This is a genomic window from Streptomyces sp. NPDC101160, assembly GCF_044768205.1.
In the GTDB taxonomy this organism is placed as follows: domain Bacteria; phylum Actinomycetota; class Actinomycetes; order Streptomycetales; family Streptomycetaceae; genus Streptomyces.
On sequence record NZ_JBIWPJ010000009.1, the window covers coordinates 405,275 to 426,179 of the forward strand.

The 20,905-nt window shown below is 72.7% G+C and carries 18 protein-coding genes; 9 read left to right on the forward strand and 9 right to left on the reverse strand.

Annotation, left to right across the window (positions count from 1 at the left end):
- Positions 1-271 precede the first annotated feature (271 nt).
- Positions 272-1,660, forward strand: coding sequence for a cysteine desulfurase/sulfurtransferase TusA family protein (locus ACIRSU_RS29705; RefSeq protein ID WP_403798467.1), 1,389 nt, complete (start codon positions 272-274; stop codon positions 1,658-1,660).
- Between the two features lie 79 nt (positions 1,661-1,739).
- Here ACIRSU_RS29705 and ACIRSU_RS29710 read toward each other — a convergent pair whose 3' ends face one another.
- Positions 1,740-2,714, reverse strand: coding sequence for a carbohydrate kinase family protein (locus ACIRSU_RS29710; RefSeq protein ID WP_403798470.1), 975 nt, complete (start codon positions 2,712-2,714; stop codon positions 1,740-1,742).
- Positions 2,715-2,846: 132 nt separating this feature from the next.
- Between ACIRSU_RS29710 and ACIRSU_RS29715 the strand changes: the two genes are divergently transcribed.
- Both ACIRSU_RS29715 and ACIRSU_RS29720 read left to right on the forward strand, forming a co-directional pair.
- Complete coding sequence (locus ACIRSU_RS29715) at positions 2,847-3,053, forward strand: hypothetical protein (RefSeq protein ID WP_403798473.1); 207 nt, start codon at positions 2,847-2,849, stop codon at positions 3,051-3,053.
- 65 nt (positions 3,054-3,118) lie between these two features.
- On the forward strand, positions 3,119-4,534 hold the full coding sequence (locus ACIRSU_RS29720) for a hypothetical protein (RefSeq protein ID WP_403798475.1): 1,416 nt from the start codon (positions 3,119-3,121) through the stop codon (positions 4,532-4,534).
- 90 nt (positions 4,535-4,624) lie between these two features.
- Here the strand turns inward: ACIRSU_RS29720 and erpA are convergent, their stop codons facing one another.
- Complete coding sequence (gene erpA / locus ACIRSU_RS29725; RefSeq protein WP_389205390.1) at positions 4,625-4,981, reverse strand: iron-sulfur cluster insertion protein ErpA; 357 nt, start codon at positions 4,979-4,981, stop codon at positions 4,625-4,627.
- Between the two features lie 254 nt (positions 4,982-5,235).
- Here erpA and nadA point away from each other — a divergent pair, with 254 nt between their 5' ends.
- Positions 5,236-6,423: a quinolinate synthase NadA gene (gene nadA, locus ACIRSU_RS29730; protein WP_403798478.1), complete on the forward strand. Its 1,188-nt coding sequence runs from the start codon at positions 5,236-5,238 to the stop codon at positions 6,421-6,423.
- Positions 6,424-6,557: 134 nt separating this feature from the next.
- On the opposite strand, the gene ACIRSU_RS29735 is transcribed toward nadA, so the two are convergent.
- The 5 genes from ACIRSU_RS29735 to ACIRSU_RS29755 form a co-directional block, all read right to left on the reverse strand.
- On the reverse strand, positions 6,558-9,680 hold the full coding sequence (locus tag ACIRSU_RS29735) for an efflux RND transporter permease subunit (protein ID WP_403798480.1): 3,123 nt from the start codon (positions 9,678-9,680) through the stop codon (positions 6,558-6,560).
- Positions 9,681-9,849: 169 nt separating this feature from the next.
- Complete coding sequence (locus ACIRSU_RS29740) at positions 9,850-10,569, reverse strand: response regulator (protein WP_403798482.1); 720 nt, start codon at positions 10,567-10,569, stop codon at positions 9,850-9,852.
- Complete coding sequence (locus ACIRSU_RS29745; RefSeq protein WP_403798485.1) at positions 10,566-11,807, reverse strand: sensor histidine kinase; 1,242 nt, start codon at positions 11,805-11,807, stop codon at positions 10,566-10,568. Before ACIRSU_RS29745 ends, ACIRSU_RS29740 begins: the two co-directional genes overlap by 4 nt.
- Before the next feature lie 124 nt (positions 11,808-11,931).
- Positions 11,932-12,210, reverse strand: coding sequence for a hypothetical protein (locus ACIRSU_RS29750; RefSeq protein ID WP_403798488.1), 279 nt, complete (start codon positions 12,208-12,210; stop codon positions 11,932-11,934).
- 33 nt (positions 12,211-12,243) lie between these two features.
- The gene (locus ACIRSU_RS29755; RefSeq protein ID WP_403798491.1) at positions 12,244-13,038 is read right to left on the reverse strand and encodes a PspA/IM30 family protein; all 795 of its coding nucleotides are present in this window, start codon (positions 13,036-13,038) and stop codon (positions 12,244-12,246) included.
- Positions 13,039-13,309: 271 nt separating this feature from the next.
- Here ACIRSU_RS29755 and ACIRSU_RS29760 point away from each other — a divergent pair, with 271 nt between their 5' ends.
- The 3 genes from ACIRSU_RS29760 to ACIRSU_RS29770 all read left to right on the forward strand — a co-directional run bounded on the left by ACIRSU_RS29760 (position 13,310) and on the right by ACIRSU_RS29770 (position 16,617).
- Positions 13,310-13,912, forward strand: a complete 603-nt coding sequence (locus tag ACIRSU_RS29760; protein ID WP_403798494.1) for a DUF3043 domain-containing protein — start codon at positions 13,310-13,312, stop codon at positions 13,910-13,912.
- Positions 13,913-13,980: 68 nt separating this feature from the next.
- Entirely contained in the window at positions 13,981-14,772 is a 792-nt protein-coding gene (locus ACIRSU_RS29765; RefSeq protein ID WP_403798618.1) for a class I SAM-dependent methyltransferase, read from the forward strand.
- Positions 14,773-14,883: 111 nt separating this feature from the next.
- Positions 14,884-16,617, forward strand: coding sequence for an ABC transporter ATP-binding protein (locus ACIRSU_RS29770; protein ID WP_403798497.1), 1,734 nt, complete (start codon positions 14,884-14,886; stop codon positions 16,615-16,617).
- A 153-nt stretch (positions 16,618-16,770) separates the two neighbouring features.
- Here the strand turns inward: ACIRSU_RS29770 and ACIRSU_RS29775 are convergent, their stop codons facing one another.
- Together ACIRSU_RS29775 and ACIRSU_RS29780 are read right to left on the reverse strand one after the other, a co-directional pair.
- Positions 16,771-17,625, reverse strand: coding sequence for a hypothetical protein (locus ACIRSU_RS29775; protein ID WP_403798499.1), 855 nt, complete (start codon positions 17,623-17,625; stop codon positions 16,771-16,773).
- A gap of 449 nt (positions 17,626-18,074) precedes the next feature.
- Positions 18,075-18,281 (reverse strand): hypothetical protein, encoded by a 207-nt coding sequence (locus tag ACIRSU_RS29780; RefSeq protein ID WP_403798502.1) that lies wholly within the window; start codon positions 18,279-18,281, stop codon positions 18,075-18,077.
- A 100-nt stretch (positions 18,282-18,381) separates the two neighbouring features.
- Here ACIRSU_RS29780 and ACIRSU_RS29785 point away from each other — a divergent pair, with 100 nt between their 5' ends.
- Positions 18,382-19,584 carry a bifunctional adenosylcobinamide kinase/adenosylcobinamide-phosphate guanylyltransferase gene (locus ACIRSU_RS29785; protein WP_403798505.1) on the forward strand — a complete coding sequence of 401 codons (1,203 nt, stop codon included), beginning with the start codon at positions 18,382-18,384 and terminating at the stop codon, positions 19,582-19,584.
- 75 nt (positions 19,585-19,659) lie between these two features.
- A complete protein-coding gene (gene cobT / locus ACIRSU_RS29790; RefSeq protein WP_403798508.1) occupies positions 19,660-20,739 on the forward strand; it encodes a nicotinate-nucleotide--dimethylbenzimidazole phosphoribosyltransferase in 1,080 nt (359 codons plus the stop codon).
- The last annotated feature ends 166 nt before the right edge of the window (positions 20,740-20,905 follow it).

The following is a 20,905-nucleotide window of genomic DNA, read 5'->3' on the forward strand; positions in this document are numbered from 1 at the left end:
AAACCCTACTGGACGCTATTTGGGGTCGCGCGGGGAGGGTGCCCAACGCGCCGTCCGGGCCCCCGAAGGGGTGGACTCCGGCGCGTTGGAGGCGTGACGCGGGGGGCCGAACGGCCGTGCGTGCCGCCCCTGTCGCCGGTGCGGACGGGGCTTCTGACGGGGCTTCCGAAGGGGAGTCGCGCGGAGGGGGAAGGGCACGGGCGGCGGGTCGGGAACGGCACGGGCGGCGGGCAGGGAACCGTGCGGCCGGCGGCGGGGATAGCGTGGCGGGATGCCGTACTTCGACGCCGCATCGGCGGCTCCGCTGCACCCCGTCGCCCGTCAGGCGCTGCTCGCCGCCCTGGACGAGGGCTGGGCCGATCCGGCCCGCCTCTACCGGGAGGGGCGGCGGGCCCGGATGCTGCTCGACGCGGCGCGGGAGGCCGCGGCGGAGGCGGTCGGCTGCCGGCCCGACGAGCTGGTGTTCACTCCTTCGGGGACACGCGCGGTTCACGCGGGCGTCGCCGGGGCGCTCGCGGGGCGCCGGCGGGCCGGGGAGCGGCTCGTGGTGTCGGCGGTCGAGCACTCCTCCGTGCTGCACGCCGGCGAGGCGCACGCGGCGGCGGGCGGGACGGTGGCCGAGGTGCCGGTGGGGCGCTCGGGCGCGGTGGACCCGGAGGTCTTCGCGGAGGCGCTCGACTCCCGTACCGCCCTTGCCTGTCTGCAGTCCGCCAACCACGAGGTGGGCACCGAGCAGCCGGTGGCGGAGGTCGCGGCGGCCTGCCGGGAGGCGGAGGTGCCGCTCCTCGTGGACGCGGCGCAGTCGCTCGGCTGGGGGCCGGTGCCGGAGGGCTGGTCGCTGCTCGCGGCGAGCGCGCACAAGTGGGGCGGGCCCGCCGGGGTCGGGCTGCTCGCGGTGCGCAAGGGTGTCCGGTTCGCCCCTCAAGGCCCGTCGGACGAACGGGAGTCGGGGCGGGCGCCCGGTTTCGAGAACCTGCCGGCGATCGTGGCGGCGGCGGCCTCGCTGCGGGCGGTACGGGCGGAGGCGGCCGCCGAGTCGGCGCGGCTGCGGGCGCTGGTGGACCGGATCCGGACGCGGGTGCCGGAGCTGGTGCCGGACGTGGAGGTGGTGGGCGACCCGCTGCGGCGGCTCCCCCATCTCGTCACCTTCTCCTGTCTCTACGTCGACGGGGAGACGCTGCTCGCCGAGCTCGACCGGGAGGGTTTCTCCGTTTCGTCCGGTTCGTCGTGCACGAGTTCGACGCTGACGCCCAGCCATGTGCTGCGCGCGATGGGGGTGCTGAGCGAGGGCAACGTCCGGGTCTCGCTGCCGGCCGGCACGACGACGGAGGACGTGGACCGCTTCCTCGCCGTCCTCCCGGGCGTGGTGGCCTCCGTACGCGACCGCCTCGGCGCCCCGTCGGCGATGTTCGCCCCGCCCGAGGAGACCTCCGGCACCCTCGTGGTCGACGCCCTCGGCCGGCGCTGCCCGATCCCGGTCATCGAACTCGCCAAGGTCATCGGCGACGTCCCGGTCGGCGCCACGGTGACGGTCCTCTCGGACGACGAGGCGGCGCGCCTCGACATCCCGGCGTGGTGCGAGATGCGGGGGCAGGAGTACGTGGGCGAGGAGGCGTGGCCGAAGGGCGGGACGGCGTACCTGGTGCGACGCGTGTCGTAGCCCGCGGACGCGCGGGAGCCCCCGGACGCGCGGGAGCCCCGGGGCGCGCGCCCCGGGGCTCCCGTACCGACCGTGCGCGTCAGGCCAGGTGCGCCTGGACCTCGGCGGCCGCCTCCTCGCCGTACGCCTTGGTGAAGCGCTCCATGAAGTTGGCGCGGCGCAGCGTGTACTCCTGCGTGCCCAGGGTCTCGATCACCAGCGTGGCCAGCATGCAGCCGACCTGCGCCGCGCGCTCCAGGCCGACGCCCCACGCGAGACCGGTCAGGAAGCCGGCGCGGAAGGCGTCGCCGACGCCGGTCGGGTCGACCTTGGCGTCCTCCTCCGGGCAGCCGACCTCGATCGGGTCCTCGCCGACGCGCTCGATGCGGACACCGCGCGAGCCGAGGGTGGTGACCCGGTGGCCGACGCGGCCGAGGATCTCCTCCTCGGTCCAGCCGGTCTTCGACTCGATGAGGCCCTTCTCGTACTCGTTGGAGAAGAGGTAGGTCGCGCCGTCGAGCAGCGTGCGGATCTCCTCGCCGTCCATGCGCGCGATCTGCTGCGAGAAGTCGGCGGCGAACGGGATCCCGCGGGTCCGGCACTCCTCCGTGTGGCGCAGCATCGCCTCGGGGTCGTCGGCGCCGATCAGGACCAGGTCGAGACCGCCCACGCGGTCGGCGACGGCCTTGAGCTCGATCAGCCGGGCCTCGCTCATGGCGCCCGTGTAGAAGGAGCCGATCTGGTTGTGGTCCTTGTCCGTGGTGCACACGAAGCGCGCGGTGTGCAGGACCTCGGAGATGCGGACCGAGGCGGTGTCGACGCCGTGCCGGTCGAGCCAGGCACGGTACTCGTCGAAGTCGTAACCGGCCGCTCCCACCAGGATCGGGTTGCCCCCGAGCTGGCCCATGCCGAAGCAGATGTTCGGGCCCACGCCGCCCCGTCGGATGTCGAGGTTGTCGACGAGGAAGGAGAGCGAGACCGTGTGCAGCTGGTCCGCCACGAGCTGGTCGGCGAACCGGCCCGGGAAGGTCATGAGGTGGTCGGTGGCGATGGAGCCGGTGACTGCGATACGCACGGCTGGATGCTCCCGTGGGGAAGGACGGTAATGACAGTTCACGCTACCGGCTGCGGGGGCGGAAGCCGAACAGTGGAAACTACCCCAGAGTAGGGCTTTTCCCCGATGCCGAGACGTGCGTACGGTGCCGCCATGACCGAGTATCCCGCTCCTCGTGAGCCGCAGGAGTCCGAGTTCAGCCTCGCCGAGCTGTGCGGGGACGGCGCGCGGATGGCCCCGCACTGGGTCCCCGACTCCGTTCCGCAGGCCGCTCCGGTCTCTCCCGCGCTGATCCACGGCGTGAAGGTGCCGGCCGCGTCGGCGCGGCTGATCGCCGCGACCCCCGAGTACGGGATCTGAGCACAGAACCGGAACCGGTTGACCCTCGTTCCCGTCCCAGGGGTGTCCTTGGGAAGGAGCGAACGGTGAGCAGTTCGGAGACCGGGCCGGGAAAGCGCCCGTTTCTTGTCACCTCGGTGGCGGCAGCGGTGCTGCTGGTGGGCGGCGGAGGCGTGTACTACGCCGCCACGGCCAGCGGCGACGGCGGCAGCGACGGCCACGGCGGCAACAGCGGCAGTTCGGCGGTGCGCGCCGCACCGACGCAGGGCGGCGGTCAGGGGATCGCGCCGGGTGAACCCGACCCGAGCGGTTCCGGCGGGACCGTCTACCGGGCCCGGGGCCCCCTCCCCCAAGGGCCCTCCTCGGCCGCTGTCCACCGGCCCGAGGGCCGGGTCACCTCGGCCGAGGTGACCCGGCTGGCCCGGGCCCTCGGGCTCGCCGGCACGCCCCGGCTGGTGTCCGGGGTGTGGCAGCTGACGCCGGAGAAGGACAGCAACGGGCTGCGGCTCGACGTGTCCGAGCGGGCGCCGGGAAGCTGGACCGTGAGCCGCTACGACGGCGGCCCGGTCGGCGACACCTGCCTCAAGGGCAAGGCGTGCCCGCCACCGGGAGAGGCGAAGCCGCCGACGGGCGGCGGCTCTCCGGTGAGCGAGGCCGTGGCCAGGGCGGCGGCGGCGCCGGTCCTCAAGGCGATCGGCCAGGACGACGCCAAGCTGGACGCGAGCCAGATCATGAACGGCTCGGTACGGGTGGTCAACGCCGACCCGGTCGTCGACGGCCTGCCCACGTACGGCTGGTCGACCGGCATCCAGGTGGGCCCCGACGGCTCCGTGGTGGCCGGGAGCGGGCGGCTGCTCGAACCGGCCAAGGGCGCCACGTATCCGGTGATCGGGGCGAAGCAGGCCCTGGACGAGCTGAACAGGGACGCGAAGGGCGCGGGCCCGGCCGCGATCGGCGGCTGCGCGATCGACCCGCCGGCGGGCAAGGCGCAGGGCGAGGGCGACCCGAGCCGGGCGGACTCCTCCTGCCCGACGCCGGAGCCGCACGTCGTCACCGTCACGGGCGCCGTCTTCGGGCTCGCCGCGCAGGACGTGGGCGGCGAGGCCTCCCTCGTACCGGCGTGGCTGTTCGAGGCACGGGAGCAGCCCGGCGCCAGGCCGTACACGGTGGTACGGACCGCGGTGGAGGACCGGTACCTGAGGCCGCCCGCGCAGTCGGCGCCGCCGGCGGTGCCGGAGCGGCAGATCAGCGCGTACCGGACGGACGCGAGCGGCCGGCAGCTGTCGGTGACCTTCTGGGGCGGGGTGTGCAGCACGTACACCGTCACGGCGGCGGAGACCCCGCAGAAGGTGACCGTGCGGATCGCCGAGAAGCCGACGGAGCCGGGCAAGGCGTGCATCGCGATCGCCGTGGAGATCACGAAGACGGTGACGCTTGACGCGCCGCTGGACGGCCGGGCGGTGGTGGACGGGGCGAGCGGACAGGCCGTGCCGCGCAGCTGAGCCGCGCGCCCGTGCACGCGTGTACGTGAGAGGGCGGCACCCACGGTGTGGGTGCCGCCCTCTCACGTACGTGCGGCTGAGCGCTACGGCTTAGCTGAAGCTGTCGCCGCAGGCGCAGGAACCCGTGGCGTTCGGGTTGTCGATCGTGAAGCCCTGCTTCTCGATGGTGTCGACGAAGTCGACCTGGGCGCCGCCGAGGTACGGGGCGCTCATGCGGTCGGTGACGACCTTGACGCCGTCGAAGTCCTTGACGACGTCGCCGTCGAGCGAGCGCTCGTCGAAGAACAGCTGGTAGCGCAGGCCGGAGCAGCCACCGGGCTGAACGGCGACACGCAGGGCCAGGTCGTCACGGCCTTCCTGGTCGAGCAGGGCCTTGACCTTGGCCGCGGCGGCGTCGGTCAGGATGATGCCGTCGGTGACGGTGCTGGTCTCGTCCGATACGGACATCTACATCTCTCCCGGGTTGTACGGAGACTGCTTGCCGACGTTGCAACCGGCGGCGCCGCGGATTCATTCCGGGGCGGGCGGGCCGGGGCGCGTCTTTTACCTCTTTTCATGCTCGCACACCCTGTCCAGAGACGCGGAAGGCGAATTCGTCACATCGACACTATGGACATCGTCAAAGTGACGTGAACCGGTTATGATAGATAGCGTCATTTAGACGAAAAGGCTTTACGAGGCTCACCTCAGATGCAGAAAGGGTGCGTGACGTGACCACCGCCCAGCCCCTGGACGTCCAGCCGACGCCGCTCGCCCTCCTCCTGCTCGGCCGGGAGGCCGACCCGAAGAGCGAGCGCGGCGTGGAGTGCCCCGGCGACCTTCCGTCGCCCTCCGACCCCGACCTGGTGGAGCGCGCCCGCGCCGCCAAGGAGAAGCTCGGGGACAAGGTCTTCGTCCTCGGGCACCACTACCAGCGTGACGAGGTCATCCAGTTCGCCGACGTCACCGGCGACTCGTTCAAGCTCGCCCGTGACGCCGCCGCCAGGCCGGAGGCCGAGTACATCGTCTTCTGCGGCGTGCACTTCATGGCCGAGTCGGCGGACATCCTGACCGGCGACGACCAGAAGGTCGTGCTGCCGGACCTGGCCGCGGGCTGTTCGATGGCCGACATGGCCACCGCCGAGCAGGTCGCCGAGTGCTGGGACGTGCTGACCGAGGCCGGCATCGCCGAGCAGGTCGTGCCCGTCTCGTACATGAACTCCTCGGCCGACATCAAGGCGTTCACCGGCAAGCACGGCGGCACCATCTGCACCTCGTCGAACGCGAAGAAGGCCCTGGACTGGGCCTTCGAGCAGGGCGAGAAGGTGCTCTTCCTGCCGGACCAGCACCTGGGCCGCAACACCGCCGTCCGCGACATGGGCATGTCCCTGGACGACTGCGTGGTCTACAACCCGCACAAGCCGAACGGCGGGCTCACCGTCGAGGAGCTGCGCGCCGCCAAGATGATCCTGTGGCGCGGCCACTGCTCGGTGCACGGCCGCTTCAGCCTGGACTCGGTCAACGACGTGCGCGAGCGCATCCCGGGCGTGAACGTGCTCGTCCACCCGGAGTGCAAGCACGAGGTCGTCGCCGCGGCCGACTACGTGGGCTCGACGGAGTACATCATCAAGGCCCTGGAGGCGGCCCCGGCCGGCTCGAAGTGGGCGATCGGCACCGAGCTGAACCTGGTCCGCCGCCTGGCGAACCGCTTCGCCCCCGAGGGCAAGGAGATCGTCTTCCTCGACAAGACGGTCTGCTTCTGCTCGACCATGAACCGGATCGACCTGCCGCACCTGGTGTGGACCCTGGAGTCGCTGGCCGAGGGCAACCTGGTCAACCGCATCGAGGTCGACAAGCAGACGGAGGCCTTCGCGAAGCTGGCCCTGGAGCGGATGCTGGCGCTGCCGTAACGATTCCTCCCGGACGTGCCAAGGGGTGGGCCGCCGCGCGATGCGCGGGGGCCCACCCCTTTGTCCGTCCCGGACGCCCCGGAGGGGTGCCCCGCACGCTCGCGCGGGGCACCCCTCCGGTCGTACCGCGGCGGTCAGACGCCCGCCGGTTCCTTCGTCTGCGGCGGGACCGGGGCGTTGCCGCCCGCCTTCTTCTCCCGCTTCGCCGCCCGCTTCTTCGCGCGGCGCTCCTTGCGGAGCTCCACCATCGCGTAGAGCGTCGGCACGAGCAGCAGGGTCAGCAGCGTCGAGGTGATCAGACCGCCGATCACCACCACGGCCAGCGGCTGGGCGATGAAGCCGCCCTCGCCGGTGACGCCGAGCGCCATCGGGAGCAGGGCGAAGATCGTCGCCAGGGCCGTCATGAGGATCGGGCGCAGTCGGTGCCGGCCGCCCTCGACGACGGCCTCGATGACGCCGAGGCCCTGGGCCCGGTACTGGTTGATCAGGTCGATCAGGACGATCGCGTTGGTGACCACGATGCCGATGAGCATCAGCATGCCGATCATCGCCGGGACGCCCATCGCCGTGCCGGTCGCGACGAGCAGGCCGATGGCGCCGGTGGCCGCGAACGGGATGGAGACCAGCAGGATCAGCGGCTGGACCAGCGAGCGGAAGGTCGCGACCAGGAGCATGAAGACGATCGCCACGGCGGCGAGCATCGCCAGGGCCATCTTGCTGTTGGCCTCGGACTGGTCCTGGGAGACGCCGCCGATGGAGGCGGTGGCGCCCTCGGGCAGGTCGAGCGCCTTGATCTTCGTCTGGAGCTCGGCGCTGACGGCGCCGGTGTTGTCCGACGTCGGCTTGGCCGTGATGGTGGCCGCGCGGGCGCCGTCGATCCGGGTCATGGAGACCGGGCCGGGCACCAGGTCGACGTGCGCGATGTCGCCGAGCTTGACCGGGCCGAGCGGCAGCGCCTTCAGCTCGGCCAGGGTGGTGGCCGGGTGGGCGGAGGTGATCAGGACGTCCCGCTCGGTGTCGTCGAGGATCGCCTTGGCGGCCGGCGTGCCGTGCACGGCCTGCGCCACGACCATGCCGAGGGTGGTGTCGTCGAAGCCGGCGTCGGCCGCCTTCTCGTTGGCCCGGACCGAGATCCGCGGCACCGACTGGGACAGGTCGCTCTGCACGTCGGTGACGTTCTTCAGCTTGGCGACGGCGTCCTCGACCTGCTTGGACGCCTTCTTCAGGGTCGCCGGGTCGGCGGCCTTGACGACCACGCTGAGGTCCTGGTTACCGAAGCCGTCACCGGCGGCGACGGTCGTGTCGCCGATGCCGTCGAGCTTGCCGAGCGCCTCGTGCAGGGCGTCGCGGGTCTTCTCGTACGAGGCGGAGTCCTCCAGGGTCACCTGGTACGACGCCTGGTTGGAGCCGGTGCCGCCGCCGAAGGCCGCCATGAAGCCGGAGGAGCCGACGGTGACCTGGTAGTCCTTGACGCCCTCGGTACCGGCGAGGACCTCCTCGACCTTCTTCGCGGCCGCGTCGGAGGCGGCCAGGCTGGTGCCCGGGGCCAGCTTCTGCTTGACCGTCAGGACCTTCTGCTCGCCCTGGTCGAAGAAGTTGGTCTTCAGGAGCGGCGCCATGCCGAAGGTGCCGAAGAGGACCACGAGGGCGATGACGACGCTGGTGAGGCGGCGCCGGGTGGCGAACCGCAGCACCGGCACGTACGCGCGCTGCAGCCTGCTCCTGGTCTCCTTCTCCTCGGCCAGCCTGCGGGCCTCCTCCGGGTCCTCGGAGGTGCCCTTGGGAGCGCGCAGGAACCAGTACGAGAGGACCGGGACGACCGTCAGGGAGACGAGCAGCGAGGCGAGCAGCGCCGCCGTGACGGTGAGGCTGAAGGAGCCGAACAGCTCGCCGATCATGCCGCCGACCAGGCCGATCGGCAGGAAGACGGCGACGGTGGTGAGGGTGGAGGAGGTGACCGCGCCGGCGACCTCCTTGACCGCGGTGACGATCGCGGACTGCCGCTCCTCGCCGTAGCCGAGGTGCCGCTTGATGTTCTCCAGGACCACGATCGAGTCGTCGACGACGCGGCCGATGGCGATGGTGAGCGCGCCGAGCGTCAGCACGTTCAGCGACAGGTCGCGGGTCCACAGCACGATGAGGGCGAGGACGACCGAGAGCGGGATGGAGACCGCGGTGACCAGGGTCGAGCGCAGCGAGGCCAGGAAGACCAGGATGACGAGGACGGCCATGACGAGGCCGAGCGCGCCCTCGGTGGTGAGGCCGGAGATCGACTTGGCGACGGCCGGGCCCTGGTCGGAGACGACGGTGAGCTCGGCGCCGGCGCCCAGGTCCTTGCGCAGCTCGGGCAGCTTGTCCTTGACCGCGTCGGAGATGGCGACGGCGCTGCCGTCCTTGTCCATGGTGGCCATGACGGCGAGGCTGGGCTTGCCGTTGGTGCGGGTCAGGGAGACCGCGGTGGCCTCCTCCTGCTTCACGGTGGCGACGTCACCGAGGCGGACCGCCCTGCCCTTCTCGGGCTTGATCCGCAGGTCCTGGATCTGCTGGAGCGAGGTGTAGCCGCCGCCGACCTGGACGGTGCGGCTCTTGCCGTCCTCCGAGAAGGCGCCGGCGGGCATGGTGCCGCCGCCGTTCCGGATCGCCTCGGTGAGCTTCATCGGGCTGAGGCCGGCCGCGGCGAGCTTGCGGTCGTCCGGGGTGACGGAGACCTGGAGGTCGCGGACGCCGTTGACGTTGACGTGGGCGACGCCGTCGATGTCCTCCAGGGCGGGGACGACGGTCCGGTCCAGCTGGTCGGCGAGGGCCTGCTGGTCCTTGTCGGAGCTGACGGCCAGCACGACCGTCGGGATGTCGTCGGTGGAGCCGGCCACCACCTGCGGGTCGACCGTGTCGGGTAGCTGGGCACGGGCCCGGTTGACGGCCTGCTGGACGTCGGCGACGAGCTGCTTGGTCCCCTCGTCCCCGTAGTCGAAGCTGGCCATGATGACGGCGTTGCCCTCGGAGGCGGTGGACGTGATGCCCTTGATGCCGTCGACGGCCTTGAGGTTGTTCTCCAGCGGCTCGACGACCTGCTTCTCGACCACGTCCGGGGACGCGCCCTGGTAGGGGGCGAGGATCGAGACCATCGGCAGCTCGATGGACGGGAACAGCTGCTGCTTCAGCTGCGGGATCGCTATCGCTCCGAAGAGGAGCGCGACGAGGGACATCAGCCCGATCAGGGCCCGTTGCGCGAGGCTGAATCTGGACAGCCAGGACATGGGGACTCGTTTCTGTGGCGTACGCGGCAGGCGGGCGCCCGGGCCGGAACGAAGCAGCCCCAGGTGTGCCCGCCTATACCTTCCGCCATGAACACGGCACGTTCCTCGGCCCCCGGGCCCAATTCCTTATGGCGCGCATACCGCGTCTGGAGTACGCCGGAGCCGCCCCTCACTCCACCCTTGGACGTACCAGGCCCGACTCGTACGCGGTGACCACCAGTTGGGCGCGGTCCCGGGCGCCCAGCTTGGCCATGGTCCGGTTGACATGCGTCTTGACCGTGAGCGGGCTGACGTCGAGCCGCCCGCCGATCTCGTCGTTGGAGAGCCCGCCCGCGACGAGGACGAGCACCTCCCGCTCGCGGGCGGTCAGCGCGGAGAGCCGCTCCGCGTAGCCGGGAGCCGACTCGCGGTCCGGGTCGGCGCCGCCGCCCTGCGCGAGGAAGCTGGCGATCAGGCCCTTGGTGGCGGCCGGGGAGAGCAGCGCCTCGCCCGCGTGCGCGATCCGGATGGCGCCGAGCAGCTCCTCCGGCTCGGCGCCCTTGCCGAGGAAGCCGGAGGCCCCGGCGCGCAGCGACTGCACCACGTACTCGTCGACCTCGAAGGTGGTCAGCATGACGATCCGTACGGCGGCGAGCTCCGGGTCCGCGGTGATCAGCCGGGTCGCGGCGAGGCCGTCCGTACCCGGCATGCGGATGTCCATCAGGACGACGTCGGGCCGCTCGGCGCGGGCCCGGTCCACCGCCTCGGCGCCGTCGGCGGCCTCGGCGACGACCTCCATGTCGGGCTCGGAGTTCACCAGGACCTTGAAGGCGCTGCGCAGCAGGGCCTGGTCGTCGGCGAGCAGCACCCTGATGGGGCGCGCCTCCTCGCTCTCCGTGGGTTCCGTCATGCGTCGTCCTCCCCCGTGCGGCCGGTCACCGGCAGTATCGCCTGCACCCGGAAGCCGCCCCCGTAGCGGGGTGCCGCGGTGAGCGTGCCGCCGAGCGCGGTGACCCGTTCGCGCATCCCGAGCAGGCCGTGGCCGCCGCCGTCCGCGGGCGCCTGCCCGGGGAGCGCGGAGTGCGGGGCGCCGTCGTCGAGGACGGTGATCTCGACCGTACGGCCGACCCGGAGCACGCTCACCTCGGCGCGGGCGTCGGCGCCGGCGTGCTTGCGGACGTTGGTCAGCGCCTCCTGGATGATCCGGTACGCGGCAAGGTCGACGGCCGCGGGGAGCGCGGCACCGCCGTCGGTGCGGGTCAGCTCCACCGGCAGCCCCGCGTTGCGGAAGGTGGCCAGCAGGTCGTCGAGAACGGCGAGGCCCGACACCGGCTCGGTCGGCGCCTCCGGGTCGCCGGACTGGCGCAGCAGCCCGACGGTGGCGCGCAGCTCGTCGAGGGCCGAACGGGAGGCGGCGCGCACATGCGCGAGGGCCTCCTTGGCCTGGTCGGGCCGCTTGTCCATGACATGGGCGGCGACGCCCGCCTGCACGTTGACCAGGGCGATGTGGTGGGCGACCACGTCGTGCAGGTCGCGGGCGATCCGCAGCCGCTCCTCCGCGACCCGCCGCCGGGCCTCCTCCTCGCGGGTGCGCTCGGCGCGCTCGGCCCGCTCCCGGATGGCGTCGACGAACGCCCGGCGGCTGCGCACGGCGTCGCCGGCGGCCGCGGCCATCCCGGTCCAGGCGAAGACGCCGACGTTCTCCTGCGCGTACCAGGGAGTGCCCCCGAAGAACATGGCGGCGCCGGTCAGCAGGGCCATGGTGGCGAGACCGAGCCGCCAGGTGGTGGGCCGGTCCGTGCGCGAGGCGACGGTGTAGAGCGCGATGACGGCGCCCATGGCGACGGGGGCCGGGCGGGCGTCGCCGACCAGCTCGACGAGGGCGAACGCCGAGGTGGCGGCGAGCACCCCGATGGGGTGGCGGCGGCGCAGCACGAGCGCGGAGGCGCCGCACAGCATGAGGACGGTCCCGCCGGTGGTGGGCACCCGGTCGCCGAAGGTGGGCCCGTCGGGGCTGCCGTGCGGGTCGGTGAAGGAGGCGAGCACCATGGCGACGAACACGAGCACGGCGAGCCCGGCGTCGAAGGCGAGGGGGTGGGCCCGCAGGCGGTAGCGGGTCCGGGCGAGCAGGGTGCCGTTGGTCGTCACGACAGAAGACGGTACGGGGTGCGGACACGACGGTGCCCCGTCCCTTCGGAGGAGACGGGGCACCGGCTGGTGTGCGGGGCCGAGGCGTCGGCCGGGGTTGAGGCGTCAGCCGGTGGCCGAGGCGTCAGCCGGGGATGAGGCCGTCGTCGGAGAGCATCTGGCGGACCTCGTCGAGGGTCGCGTCGGGCGCCGGAAGGATCAGCTCCGAGGGTTCCAGGGCATCGTCCGGCAGCGGCTCGCCGAGCTCCCGGACCTTGTCGAGCAGGGCCGCGAGCGTCCGGCGGAAGCCGGGCTCGTCGCCGCCCTCCATCTCCTCCAGGAGTTCGTCGTCGAGCCTGTTGAGCTCGGCGAAGTGACTGTCGGCCAGCCTGACCTGGCCCTCCCCCATGATCCGTACGATCATGACGTGCCGTCCTCCTGCTGCGAAGGGGTGCGCCTACTTCTCGTAGCGCGGGTGGGACTGCTGCTGCGACTGGTTCTGGCCGGTGCCGGAGCCGCCCTCGATCGCCTGCTGCTGCGCCGACGGCCCTCCCGCCAGCTCGGCCTTCATCCGCTGGAGCTCCAGCTCCACGTCCGAACCGCCGGAGATCCGGTCGAGCTCCGCCTGCAGGTCGTCCTTGGCCAGGCCCGACTGGTCGTCGAGCGCGCCCGAGGCGAGCAGCTCGTCGATCGCGCCGGCCCGCGCCTGGAGCTGGGCGGTCTTGTCCTCGGCCCGCTGGATCGCGAGGCCGACGTCGCTCATCTCCTCCGAGATGCCGGAGAACGACTCGGCGATCCGGGTCTGCGCCTGGGCCGCCGTGTACGTGGCCTTGATCGTCTCCTTCTTGGTGCGGAAGGCGTCGACCTTGGCCTGCAGCCGCTGGGCGGCGAGGGTCAGCTTCTCCTCCTCGCCCTGCAGGGTCTGGTGCTGCACCTCCAGGTCGTTCACCTGCTGCTGCAGCGCGGCCTTGCGGGACAGCGCCTCGCGCGCCAGGTCCTCCCGGCCCAGCGCGAGGGCCTTGCGGCCCTGGTCCTCCAGCTTGGCGGACTGGCTCTGCAGCTGGTTCAGCTGCAGCTCCAGGCGCTTGCGGGAGGTCGCCACGTCGGCGACGCCCCGGCGCACCTTCTGCAGCAGCTCCAGCTGCTTCTGGTACGAGTAATCGAGGGTCTCGCGCGGATCCTCGGCCCGGTCGAGGGCCTTGTTTGCCTTCGCGCGGAAGATCATCCCCATACGCTTCATCACACCGCTCATGGGCTTCGCGCGCCCCCTTCTGACGGACTGGGCTCCAGCACTCCAACATGAACCACAGTACGGTTCATGACTCCATTACCGCACTGTTCGGGACCCGATGTGCTCCTCCCCAAGGACGAGTGGGGATCACCGATCCTCCCGCCCAGGGAGTAGAGGATTCCCCGGTGTCCCACCGTTCTCCACGGTGTTCCAAGGCCAGGGACGCAGGCCGTTAGCGGATCGTTCCCGCCCGTGCTGGGTCCCACACCACTCAGCACGTACCCTTGGCGATGTGTTCCGTAGCCGTTCCAAGGATGAGAAGGCCCCCACCGAGCAGGTGACGGCGGACCTCTCCAAGCAGCCCCGCGACCCGCAGGCCCCCAAGGGCCGCCCGACTCCCAAGCGGAGCGACGCGCAGTCGCAGCGCCGCCGCGCGCAGTCCGCACCGGCCGACCGCAAGGAGGCCATGAAGCGGCAGCGCGAAGCGCGCCGTGTGGACCTCGCCAAGCAGCGCGAGGCGCTGGCCAGCGGCGACGAGCGTTACCTGCCGGCCCGTGACAAGGGCCCGGTGCGGCGTTTCGTCCGCGACTACATCGACTCGCGGTTCGTGGTCGCCGAGTTCTTCCTGCCGGTCGCCGTGGTGATCCTGGTGCTGTCGCTGTTCGGCAACACCAACCGGGCGCTGCAGAACGTGTCGCTGCTGCTGTGGGCCGCGATCATCGTCCTGATCGTGCTCGACTCGATCGGCATCTGGTTCCGCCTCGGCAGGCAGCTGAAGCAGCGCTTCCCGAACCAGCCGACCCGTGGCGCGATCCCCTACGCCCTGATGCGCTCGCTCCAGATGCGCCGGCTGCGGCTGCCGAAGCCGCAGGTCAAGCGCGGAGAGCGACCCTGAGCGCGGAGTTCTCGGGCCCTGAGCCGGTGGCGGCCGACGAGGCTGACGCGGATCTCGCGGCTCCGGCCGTGACCGCCGCCGAGGTGCTGCCGCTGGTCGGCCACTGGCCGGTGGTGCCCGGCGGGCTGCGCGACACCGTCCGCCAGGAGCTCGTCGCCCGCCAGCTCGACGAGCAGATAGCCGCCCGCTACCCCGTGGGGCAGCGGCTGCGGATCCTCGACGCCGGTATGGGCCAGGGCACCCAGGCGCTCCGCCTCGCCCGCGCCGGACACACCGTGACCGGCCTGGAGGCCGACCCCGAGCTGCTCACGGCCGCCCGCGAGTCGCTCGCGACCGAACCGGCCGGCATCCGCGAGCGGGTCCGGCTGATCCAGGGCGACGGCCGCGAGACCGGCGTGCACTTCCTGCCCGGCAGCTTCGACGTCGTGCTGTGCCACGGCGTGCTGATGTACGCCGACGCGCCCGACGCGCTGCTCGCCGGCCTGGCCCGGATGCTGGCCCCCGGCGGCCTGCTCTCCCTGGTGGTACGGAACGCGGAGGCGCTGGCCATGCGGCCGGGCCTCGCCGGGGACTGGGCGGGCGCCCTCGGCGCCTTCGAGTCGGACGTCTACCCCGACCGCAACGGCACGAAGGTGCGCGCCGACCGCCTCGACGCGCTGACCTCGACCCTCGCCGGGATCGCGGCGCCGCTGCACGCCTGGTACGGCGTGCGGGTCTTCACCGACGGCCTCCCGGCCGACGAGGGCCTGCCGGCCGCGGACGAGCTGGAGCGCCTCCTGACGGCGGAGGACCGGGCGGGCCGGACGGACCCGTACCGGCGGATCGCGGGGCTGCTGCATCTGTGCGGGGTGCGGGGCTAGCACCCGTACGAGTACGAGTGGGAAGAAGCGGCGGTCAGGTGACCGCCGCTTCTCCGCGTCCTGACCGGTGTGACCCGCACCGAAGCCGCTGCCACGGCAGCCCCCTCGCCCATGCCCGTTGTGCCCGCGCGTCAGGTCCGGCGCGCGCTCTACGCCCACTTCCGGCCGCACCGGGCCGCTGTCGCGCTCGGCGCGGTGCTCGCGCTGGTCGGCGCGGCGAGCGGGCTCGCGCAGCCACTGGCCGCGAAGGCGCTGGTGGACCGGCTCGGCCAGGACGAGCCGATCGTCGCCGTGCTGCTCGTCCTCACCGGGCTCGTGGTCTTCGGGACGGCGGTCGAGGCGCTCGGCTCGTACGTCCTGGAGCGCACCGCCGAGTCGGTGGTCCTCGCCGCCCGGCGCTCGCTGATCGGGCGGCTGCTCCGGCTGCGCCTCCCGGAGGTGGAGAAGACGCAGCCGGGTGACCTGATGTCCCGGATCACCTCCGACACGACCCTGCTGCGCGCCGTCACCACCCAGTCCGCCGTCTCGGCGGCGACCGGCGGCCTCTCCTTCCTCGCCACGCTCGTGCTGATGGGCCTCATGGACCCGGTGCTGCTCGGCGTCACGCTCGGCGTGATCGCGCTGATCGGCGGCGCCGTCGCCCTCCTCATGCCGCGGATCGCGGCGGCGACCCGGCGTTCGCAGGAGGCGGTCGGGGAGATCTCGACGGTCCTGGAGCGGGCCTTCGGGGCGTTCCGCACGATCAAGGCGTCGGGCGCGGAGGCGCGCGAGACGGCCGTGGTGGAGGCGGCGGCGAAGGAGGCCTGGCGGCACGGCGTGAAGTCGGCGAAATGGCAGTCGCTCGCGGGCTCCTCGATCGGGCTCGCGGTGCAGGTGTCGTTCCTGGCGGTGCTCGGCATCGGCGGCGCGCGGGTGGCGTCCGGCGCCACCACGGTCTCCTCGCTCATCGCCTTCCTGCTCTTCCTCTTCTACCTGATCGAGCCGATCTCGAAGCTGGTGGAGGCGGCGACGCAGTTCCAGGTGGGTTCGGCGGCGGTCTCCCGGATCCTGGAGGCGGAGGCGCTGGAGACGGAGGAGACCGGAGAAGCCCGATCGGTCGACCGCGGCCCGGCGTCCGTCGTCTTCGACGAGGTCTCCTTCCGCTACCGCGACGACCTGCCGCCCGTACACCGTGGCGTCTCCTTCGCCGTCCCCGGCCGCGGCATGACCGCGTTCGTCGGCCCGTCCGGCGCCGGCAAGACGACCGTCTTCGGGCTCGTCGAGCGGTTCTACGAGACGACCGGCGGCCGGGTCCTGGTCGACGGCCGTGACGTACGGGAGTGGCCGCTCGCGGAGCTGCGCGCCGCCATCGGGTACGTGGAGCAGGACGCGCCCGTCCTGTCGGGCACCCTGCGCGAGAACCTGACCTTCGCCGCGCCCGACGCCACCGAGGAGGAGATCCGGCAGGTGCTCGCACGGGCCAGGCTCGACGCCCTGGTGGAGCGGCTGCCCGACGGCCTGGAGACGCTCGTCGGCCACCGCGGCTCCACACTTTCGGGCGGCGAGCGACAGCGTGTCGCCATCGCCCGGGCACTGCTCCGCAAGCCCCGCCTGCTGCTGCTCGACGAGGCGACCTCGCAGCTGGACGCGGTGAACGAGCTGGCGCTGCGGGACGTGGTGGCCGAGGTCGCGAAGGAGGTCACGGTCCTCGTCGTGGCGCACCGGCTGTCCACGGTCACGCTCGCCGACCGGATCGTCGTCATGGAGGCGGGCCGGGTACGGGCGGTGGGAACGCACGCGGAGCTGGTGGCGGGGGACGAGCTGTACGGGGAGCTGGCGGCGACGCAGTTCCTGACGACCACGTGATCCGGCGCCCCGCGCCCGGCCGCCCACCCCCGCGCGGGTAGTCGTCCCGCCTGCACCGCGCGCCTGACGGCGCCGCCGCCCCGTGTGCCTACGCCAGGGTTCGCCCGTGAGCTTCTGGACCGGTGGCGGACCGTCGCGGCTGGCCGCGACGACTCAGCGCAGCGTCACGGTCGTGCACGAGTGGTCCGCGAGGGTCTCGCCGCTGCCGATGTGGTGTGCCGGCCAGACTTCGGCAGCGATTTCGTAGCGTCCAGCGGTCAGGTCACGAGGGATTTCCATCTTGCGGGTCATCACATTCTGTCGCCCCGCCGTCAGAGAGATGTCGTCTCTGTCGCCCGCACCATTCGTGTGATCGTTCCCGGCATTGTCGTAGAGGCCCGCTCCGAGCCCGACGTGGACGGATGTCGGGGCGTAGATCTCATAGGTCAACTCGATGGTCTGGCCGCGTTGGACGTTCTGCGGGCTTTCCAGTACTCGGCACGTAACCGTCATCCCTCCGGGGGGAGATGAGGAAATCGTCGGAGACGGGCCGGAACCCGCATGAAGGGAGGGAGACGGAGGAGGCGACGCAAGAGGCCCGCCCGTGTCCTTGTGGAGCGCGTTGACCGCGACAAGTGCGACGGCGACCGCGCCCACCACCGCAAGGACGGCAGCAGCATCGCCTATGCCCATGCCCCTGGAGGGAGGGGAAGAGTTGTGGACCACGACTGCCGGACCCGTCATGTCATACCTGGATCCGCCGGTCTGGTACTGATTGCCGACCCCGTTCTGAAGGACCGGGCTCACTTCCACGGAATTCCCGCTGGAATCAGCAGCGCTACCGTTGTCGACCGCGGCAACGGCGGCGCCGCGGGTTTGCCAGAGAGAAAGAGCGACGCCACCCGCCGTGGCAACCGCTCCGACGATATTGGCGACCTGGTCAGCCCTGTCCAGACCGACCCAGACACAGAAGGCGCCTATACACAAAAGAAGCAGCCCTGCGGACAGAGCCAACTTTCGCTTGGTCATTCCGTCATGATGGCGCATCAGGGATTGAGCCGCCCATGGTTCTGCAGGGTCCGTTGCGTGATCGGGACAAGTCCGTTTCACCGGACAGGTCCAGGGGCTCGCCCGGCCCTGCCCGCCGCATGACCGGCCTTCGGCAACAGGGCCGTGACCTCGGCGAACGCGGGTGCGTCACCTGTCCGGCCGGGCGTGAGCACGAAGGCCGGCGGCCGGCAGGGGCTGTCACGGCGAGATGGATCCTGGCGGTCGGTCCGCCGCCGGGCCGGCCGGGGGCATGGTCGTCCGGCTCGCGCGGCCGGGGGCATGGTCGTCCGGCTCGCCGGCCGGGGCCCCTTCGGGCGGGCCCCGGCGGCGTACTGGTGGGCACGGCCGATGGCGGAGTCGACCGCGACGACCCGGTCGAGGTCGCCTTCGGCGCCGGCCCGGGCGAGCAGGGCGCCGGAAGAGTGGACCTAGCCCTCCGCGTCCAGGGGCATCGGGCCGTAGATCTTCGCCCCGTCCTCCGACAGCGTCACCTGGTCCGCGCCGCCGTCCAGCAGGTCACGCCAGTTCTCGCCGAGCCAGGACTCGGCGTCGCCCTGGGTGGTGAACTCCTCCGGGGCCACCGAGGGGGTGACCTCGCTGCCGTCGGACTTCTCGAACCGCCACGTCCATGCCATGTCCGCCTCCTGGGGATGCTGGAGCTCACCGGATGATCGGTTTCCTGCCCGCAGCGTAGCCGGACGCGCACGGGTTGCGGCGACGCGGGAGGATCGATACGTGGAACTGACTCTGCTCGGCACCGGCGCACCCCTCGGACTCCCCCGCCCCGACTGCCCGTGCGCGGTGTGCGCGCTGTCCCGGGGGAAACAGGCGCGGGCCGCGACGTCGCTGCTCGTGGACGGTGCGCTGCTGCTCGATCTGACGCCGGGGGCCGCGCTGGCCGCCGCGCGTTCGGGGCATTCGCTGGTCGGCGTACGGCAGGTCCTGCTGACGCATCCGCACGACGGGCCGGCCCTGGAGGTGCCGGCGGGGCTGCCGACGGCGGTACGGGTGCCGGACGGTCGGGAGCTGACGCTGATCAGCGGGCACCGGGTGCGGGCGGTGGCGATGGACGCGCCGGGCACGGGGTACGAGGTGACGTCGACGGACGGCGAGCGGTTCCTGTATTTGCCGCCGGGCGGCGCCCCGGCCGGCCTGACGGACGATCACCGGCGCCCGTACGACATGGTGGTGGCGGACGTGACGGGCCGTCCGGACGCGCTGGCCCGGCTGCGGGCGACGGGCGCGGTCGGGCCGGGCACGGAGGTCATCGCGGTCCACCTGGACCACGACGCCCCGACGGGCGCCGAACTGGACCGGCGACTCGCGGCGGCGGGGGCCCGGGCGGTGCCGGACGGGACGACCCTGTACGTGGGCGAGTACCACGCCGTGCCGGACGTGCCGCGCCGCACGCTGGTCACCGGCGGGGCCAGGTCGGGCAAGTCGGTGGAGGCGGAGCGGCGTCTGGAGACCTTCCCCGAGGTCGTGTACGTGGCGACGGGCGGCACCCGCGAGGGCGACCCGGAGTGGGCGCACCGGGTGGGGCTGCACCGGGACCGGCGACCGGGTTCCTGGCGTACGGAGGAGACGACCGATCTCGTACCGCTGCTCGCGGCCGAGGGCCCGGCGCTGCTCATCGACTGTCTGTCGCTGTGGCTGACGGACGCCATGGACCGGGTCGGCGCGTGGGACGACGAGACCTGGGCGGCCGGCGGCCGGGACGCGCTCGCGGAGCGGGTCGCGGAGCTGGTGGCGGCGGTACGGGCGACCCGCCGCACGGTGGTCGCCGTGACGAACGAGGTCGGGTCGGGCGTGGTCCCGGCGACCGCGTCGGGGCGGCGGTTCCGGGACGAGCTGGGGCGGCTCAACGCGGCCTTCGGCGACGAGTGCGAGCAGGTGCTCCTGGTGGTCGCGGGACAGGCCCTGGTGCTGCGGGGCTAGCCGGTAGGGTTCGAACGATCGCCCTACTCACCCGTGTGTCCCACGACCGATTGACGTCCCTAGGCGGAACCAACCTTGAACCTCGACGACTTCTCCGATCTGATCGAGCGCCCCGACGGCGGGATCCGGCGTGACGCCGAGGAGCGCCGGGAGCGGCTCGCCGTGCGCCCCGGCGCGCTCGGGCGGCTCGACGAGCTGGGCGAGTGGCTGGCGGCGGCCCAGGGCCGGGTGCCGGTGCGGCCGGTGGAGCAGCCCAAGGTCGTCCTGTTCGCGGGCGACCACGGGGTGGCCTCGCTCGACGTCTCGGGGCGGGCCGCCGGCACCGCGTACGAGCTGGTGCGCGCCGTCCTCGACGGCGCGAGCCCGGTCGCGGTGCTCGCGCGGACGCAGGGCGTGCCGGTGCGGGTGGTGGACGCGGGTCTGGACTGCGACCCGGAGCTGCTGCCGGCCGAGGTGACCCGGCGCCGGGTGCGGCGCGGGACGGGCCGTATCGACCAGGAGAACGCGCAGAGCCCGGAGGAGGCCCGGGAGGCGCTCGAGCTGGGCATCGCGATCGCCGACGAGGAGGCCGACTCGGGCACCGATCTGGTCGTGCTCGGCGACCTGAGCGTCGGCGGCACGACCCCGGCGGCCACGCTGATCGCGGCGCTGTGCGGGACGGACGCCTCGGTGGTGACCGGGCGCGGCGGGGCCGGCATCGACGACCTGGCCTGGATGCGCAAGTGCGCCGCGATCCGCGACTCGCTGCGCCGGGCCCGCCCGGTCCTCGGCGACCAGCTGGAACTCCTCGCGGCGGTCGGCGGACCGGACCTGGCGGCGATGACGGGCTTCCTGCTCCAGGCGTCGGTGCGCCGGCTGCCGGTCATCCTGGACGGCGTCGTGGGCGCGGCCTGCGCGCTGGTCGCGCAGCGGGCGGCGTTCCGCGCGCCGGACTGGTGGCTGGCGGGCCAGGTGAGCGGCGAGCCGGCCCAGGCGAAGGCCCTCGACCGGATGGCACTCAACCCTCTGCTCGACCACGGCGTCACTGTGGGCGAGGGAACCGGCGCGCTGCTCGCCCTTCCCCTCGTCCGTGCCGCGGCCGCCCTGGCAGCGGACCTGCCGGAAGCAACCGCCCCGGCCGACCCGCCGGCGGCCGACCCGGCACCGAACGCCTAGCGCTCGGCAGGGCCCGAGAGGTAGACCGGACAGGTCACGGCACGGGTCGGCTTCGGCCGCCCCGGGCCACGACCGGATCCGGTCCGTCGGCCAGGCCAGGCCGGCCTGGTCGGCCGGTCCGGCTCAGCCAGGTCGGGTCAGGTCGAGCCGGGCTCGGCCGGTCCGG

Excerpts from the sequence above, each read along its gene's own strand:
- erpA (WP_389205390.1), bottom strand. The coding sequence starts at position 4,981 with ATGTCCGTATCGGACGAGACCAGCACCGTCACCGACGGCATCATCCTG.
- ACIRSU_RS29750 (WP_403798488.1), bottom strand. The coding sequence starts at position 12,210 with ATGATCGTACGGATCATGGGGGAGGGCCAGGTCAGGCTGGCCGACAGT.
- ACIRSU_RS29770 (WP_403798497.1), top strand. The coding sequence starts at position 14,884 with ATGCCCGTTGTGCCCGCGCGTCAGGTCCGGCGCGCGCTCTACGCCCAC.
- ACIRSU_RS29775 (WP_403798499.1), bottom strand. The coding sequence starts at position 17,625 with ATGACCAAGCGAAAGTTGGCTCTGTCCGCAGGGCTGCTTCTTTTGTGT.
- ACIRSU_RS29740 (WP_403798482.1), bottom strand. The coding sequence starts at position 10,569 with ATGACGGAACCCACGGAGAGCGAGGAGGCGCGCCCCATCAGGGTGCTG.
- ACIRSU_RS29755 (WP_403798491.1), bottom strand. The coding sequence starts at position 13,038 with ATGAGCGGTGTGATGAAGCGTATGGGGATGATCTTCCGCGCGAAGGCA.
- ACIRSU_RS29780 (WP_403798502.1), bottom strand. The coding sequence starts at position 18,281 with ATGGCATGGACGTGGCGGTTCGAGAAGTCCGACGGCAGCGAGGTCACC.
- ACIRSU_RS29735 (WP_403798480.1), bottom strand. The coding sequence starts at position 9,680 with ATGTCCTGGCTGTCCAGATTCAGCCTCGCGCAACGGGCCCTGATCGGG.
- ACIRSU_RS29705 (WP_403798467.1), top strand. The coding sequence starts at position 272 with ATGCCGTACTTCGACGCCGCATCGGCGGCTCCGCTGCACCCCGTCGCC.
- ACIRSU_RS29715 (WP_403798473.1), top strand. The coding sequence starts at position 2,847 with ATGACCGAGTATCCCGCTCCTCGTGAGCCGCAGGAGTCCGAGTTCAGC.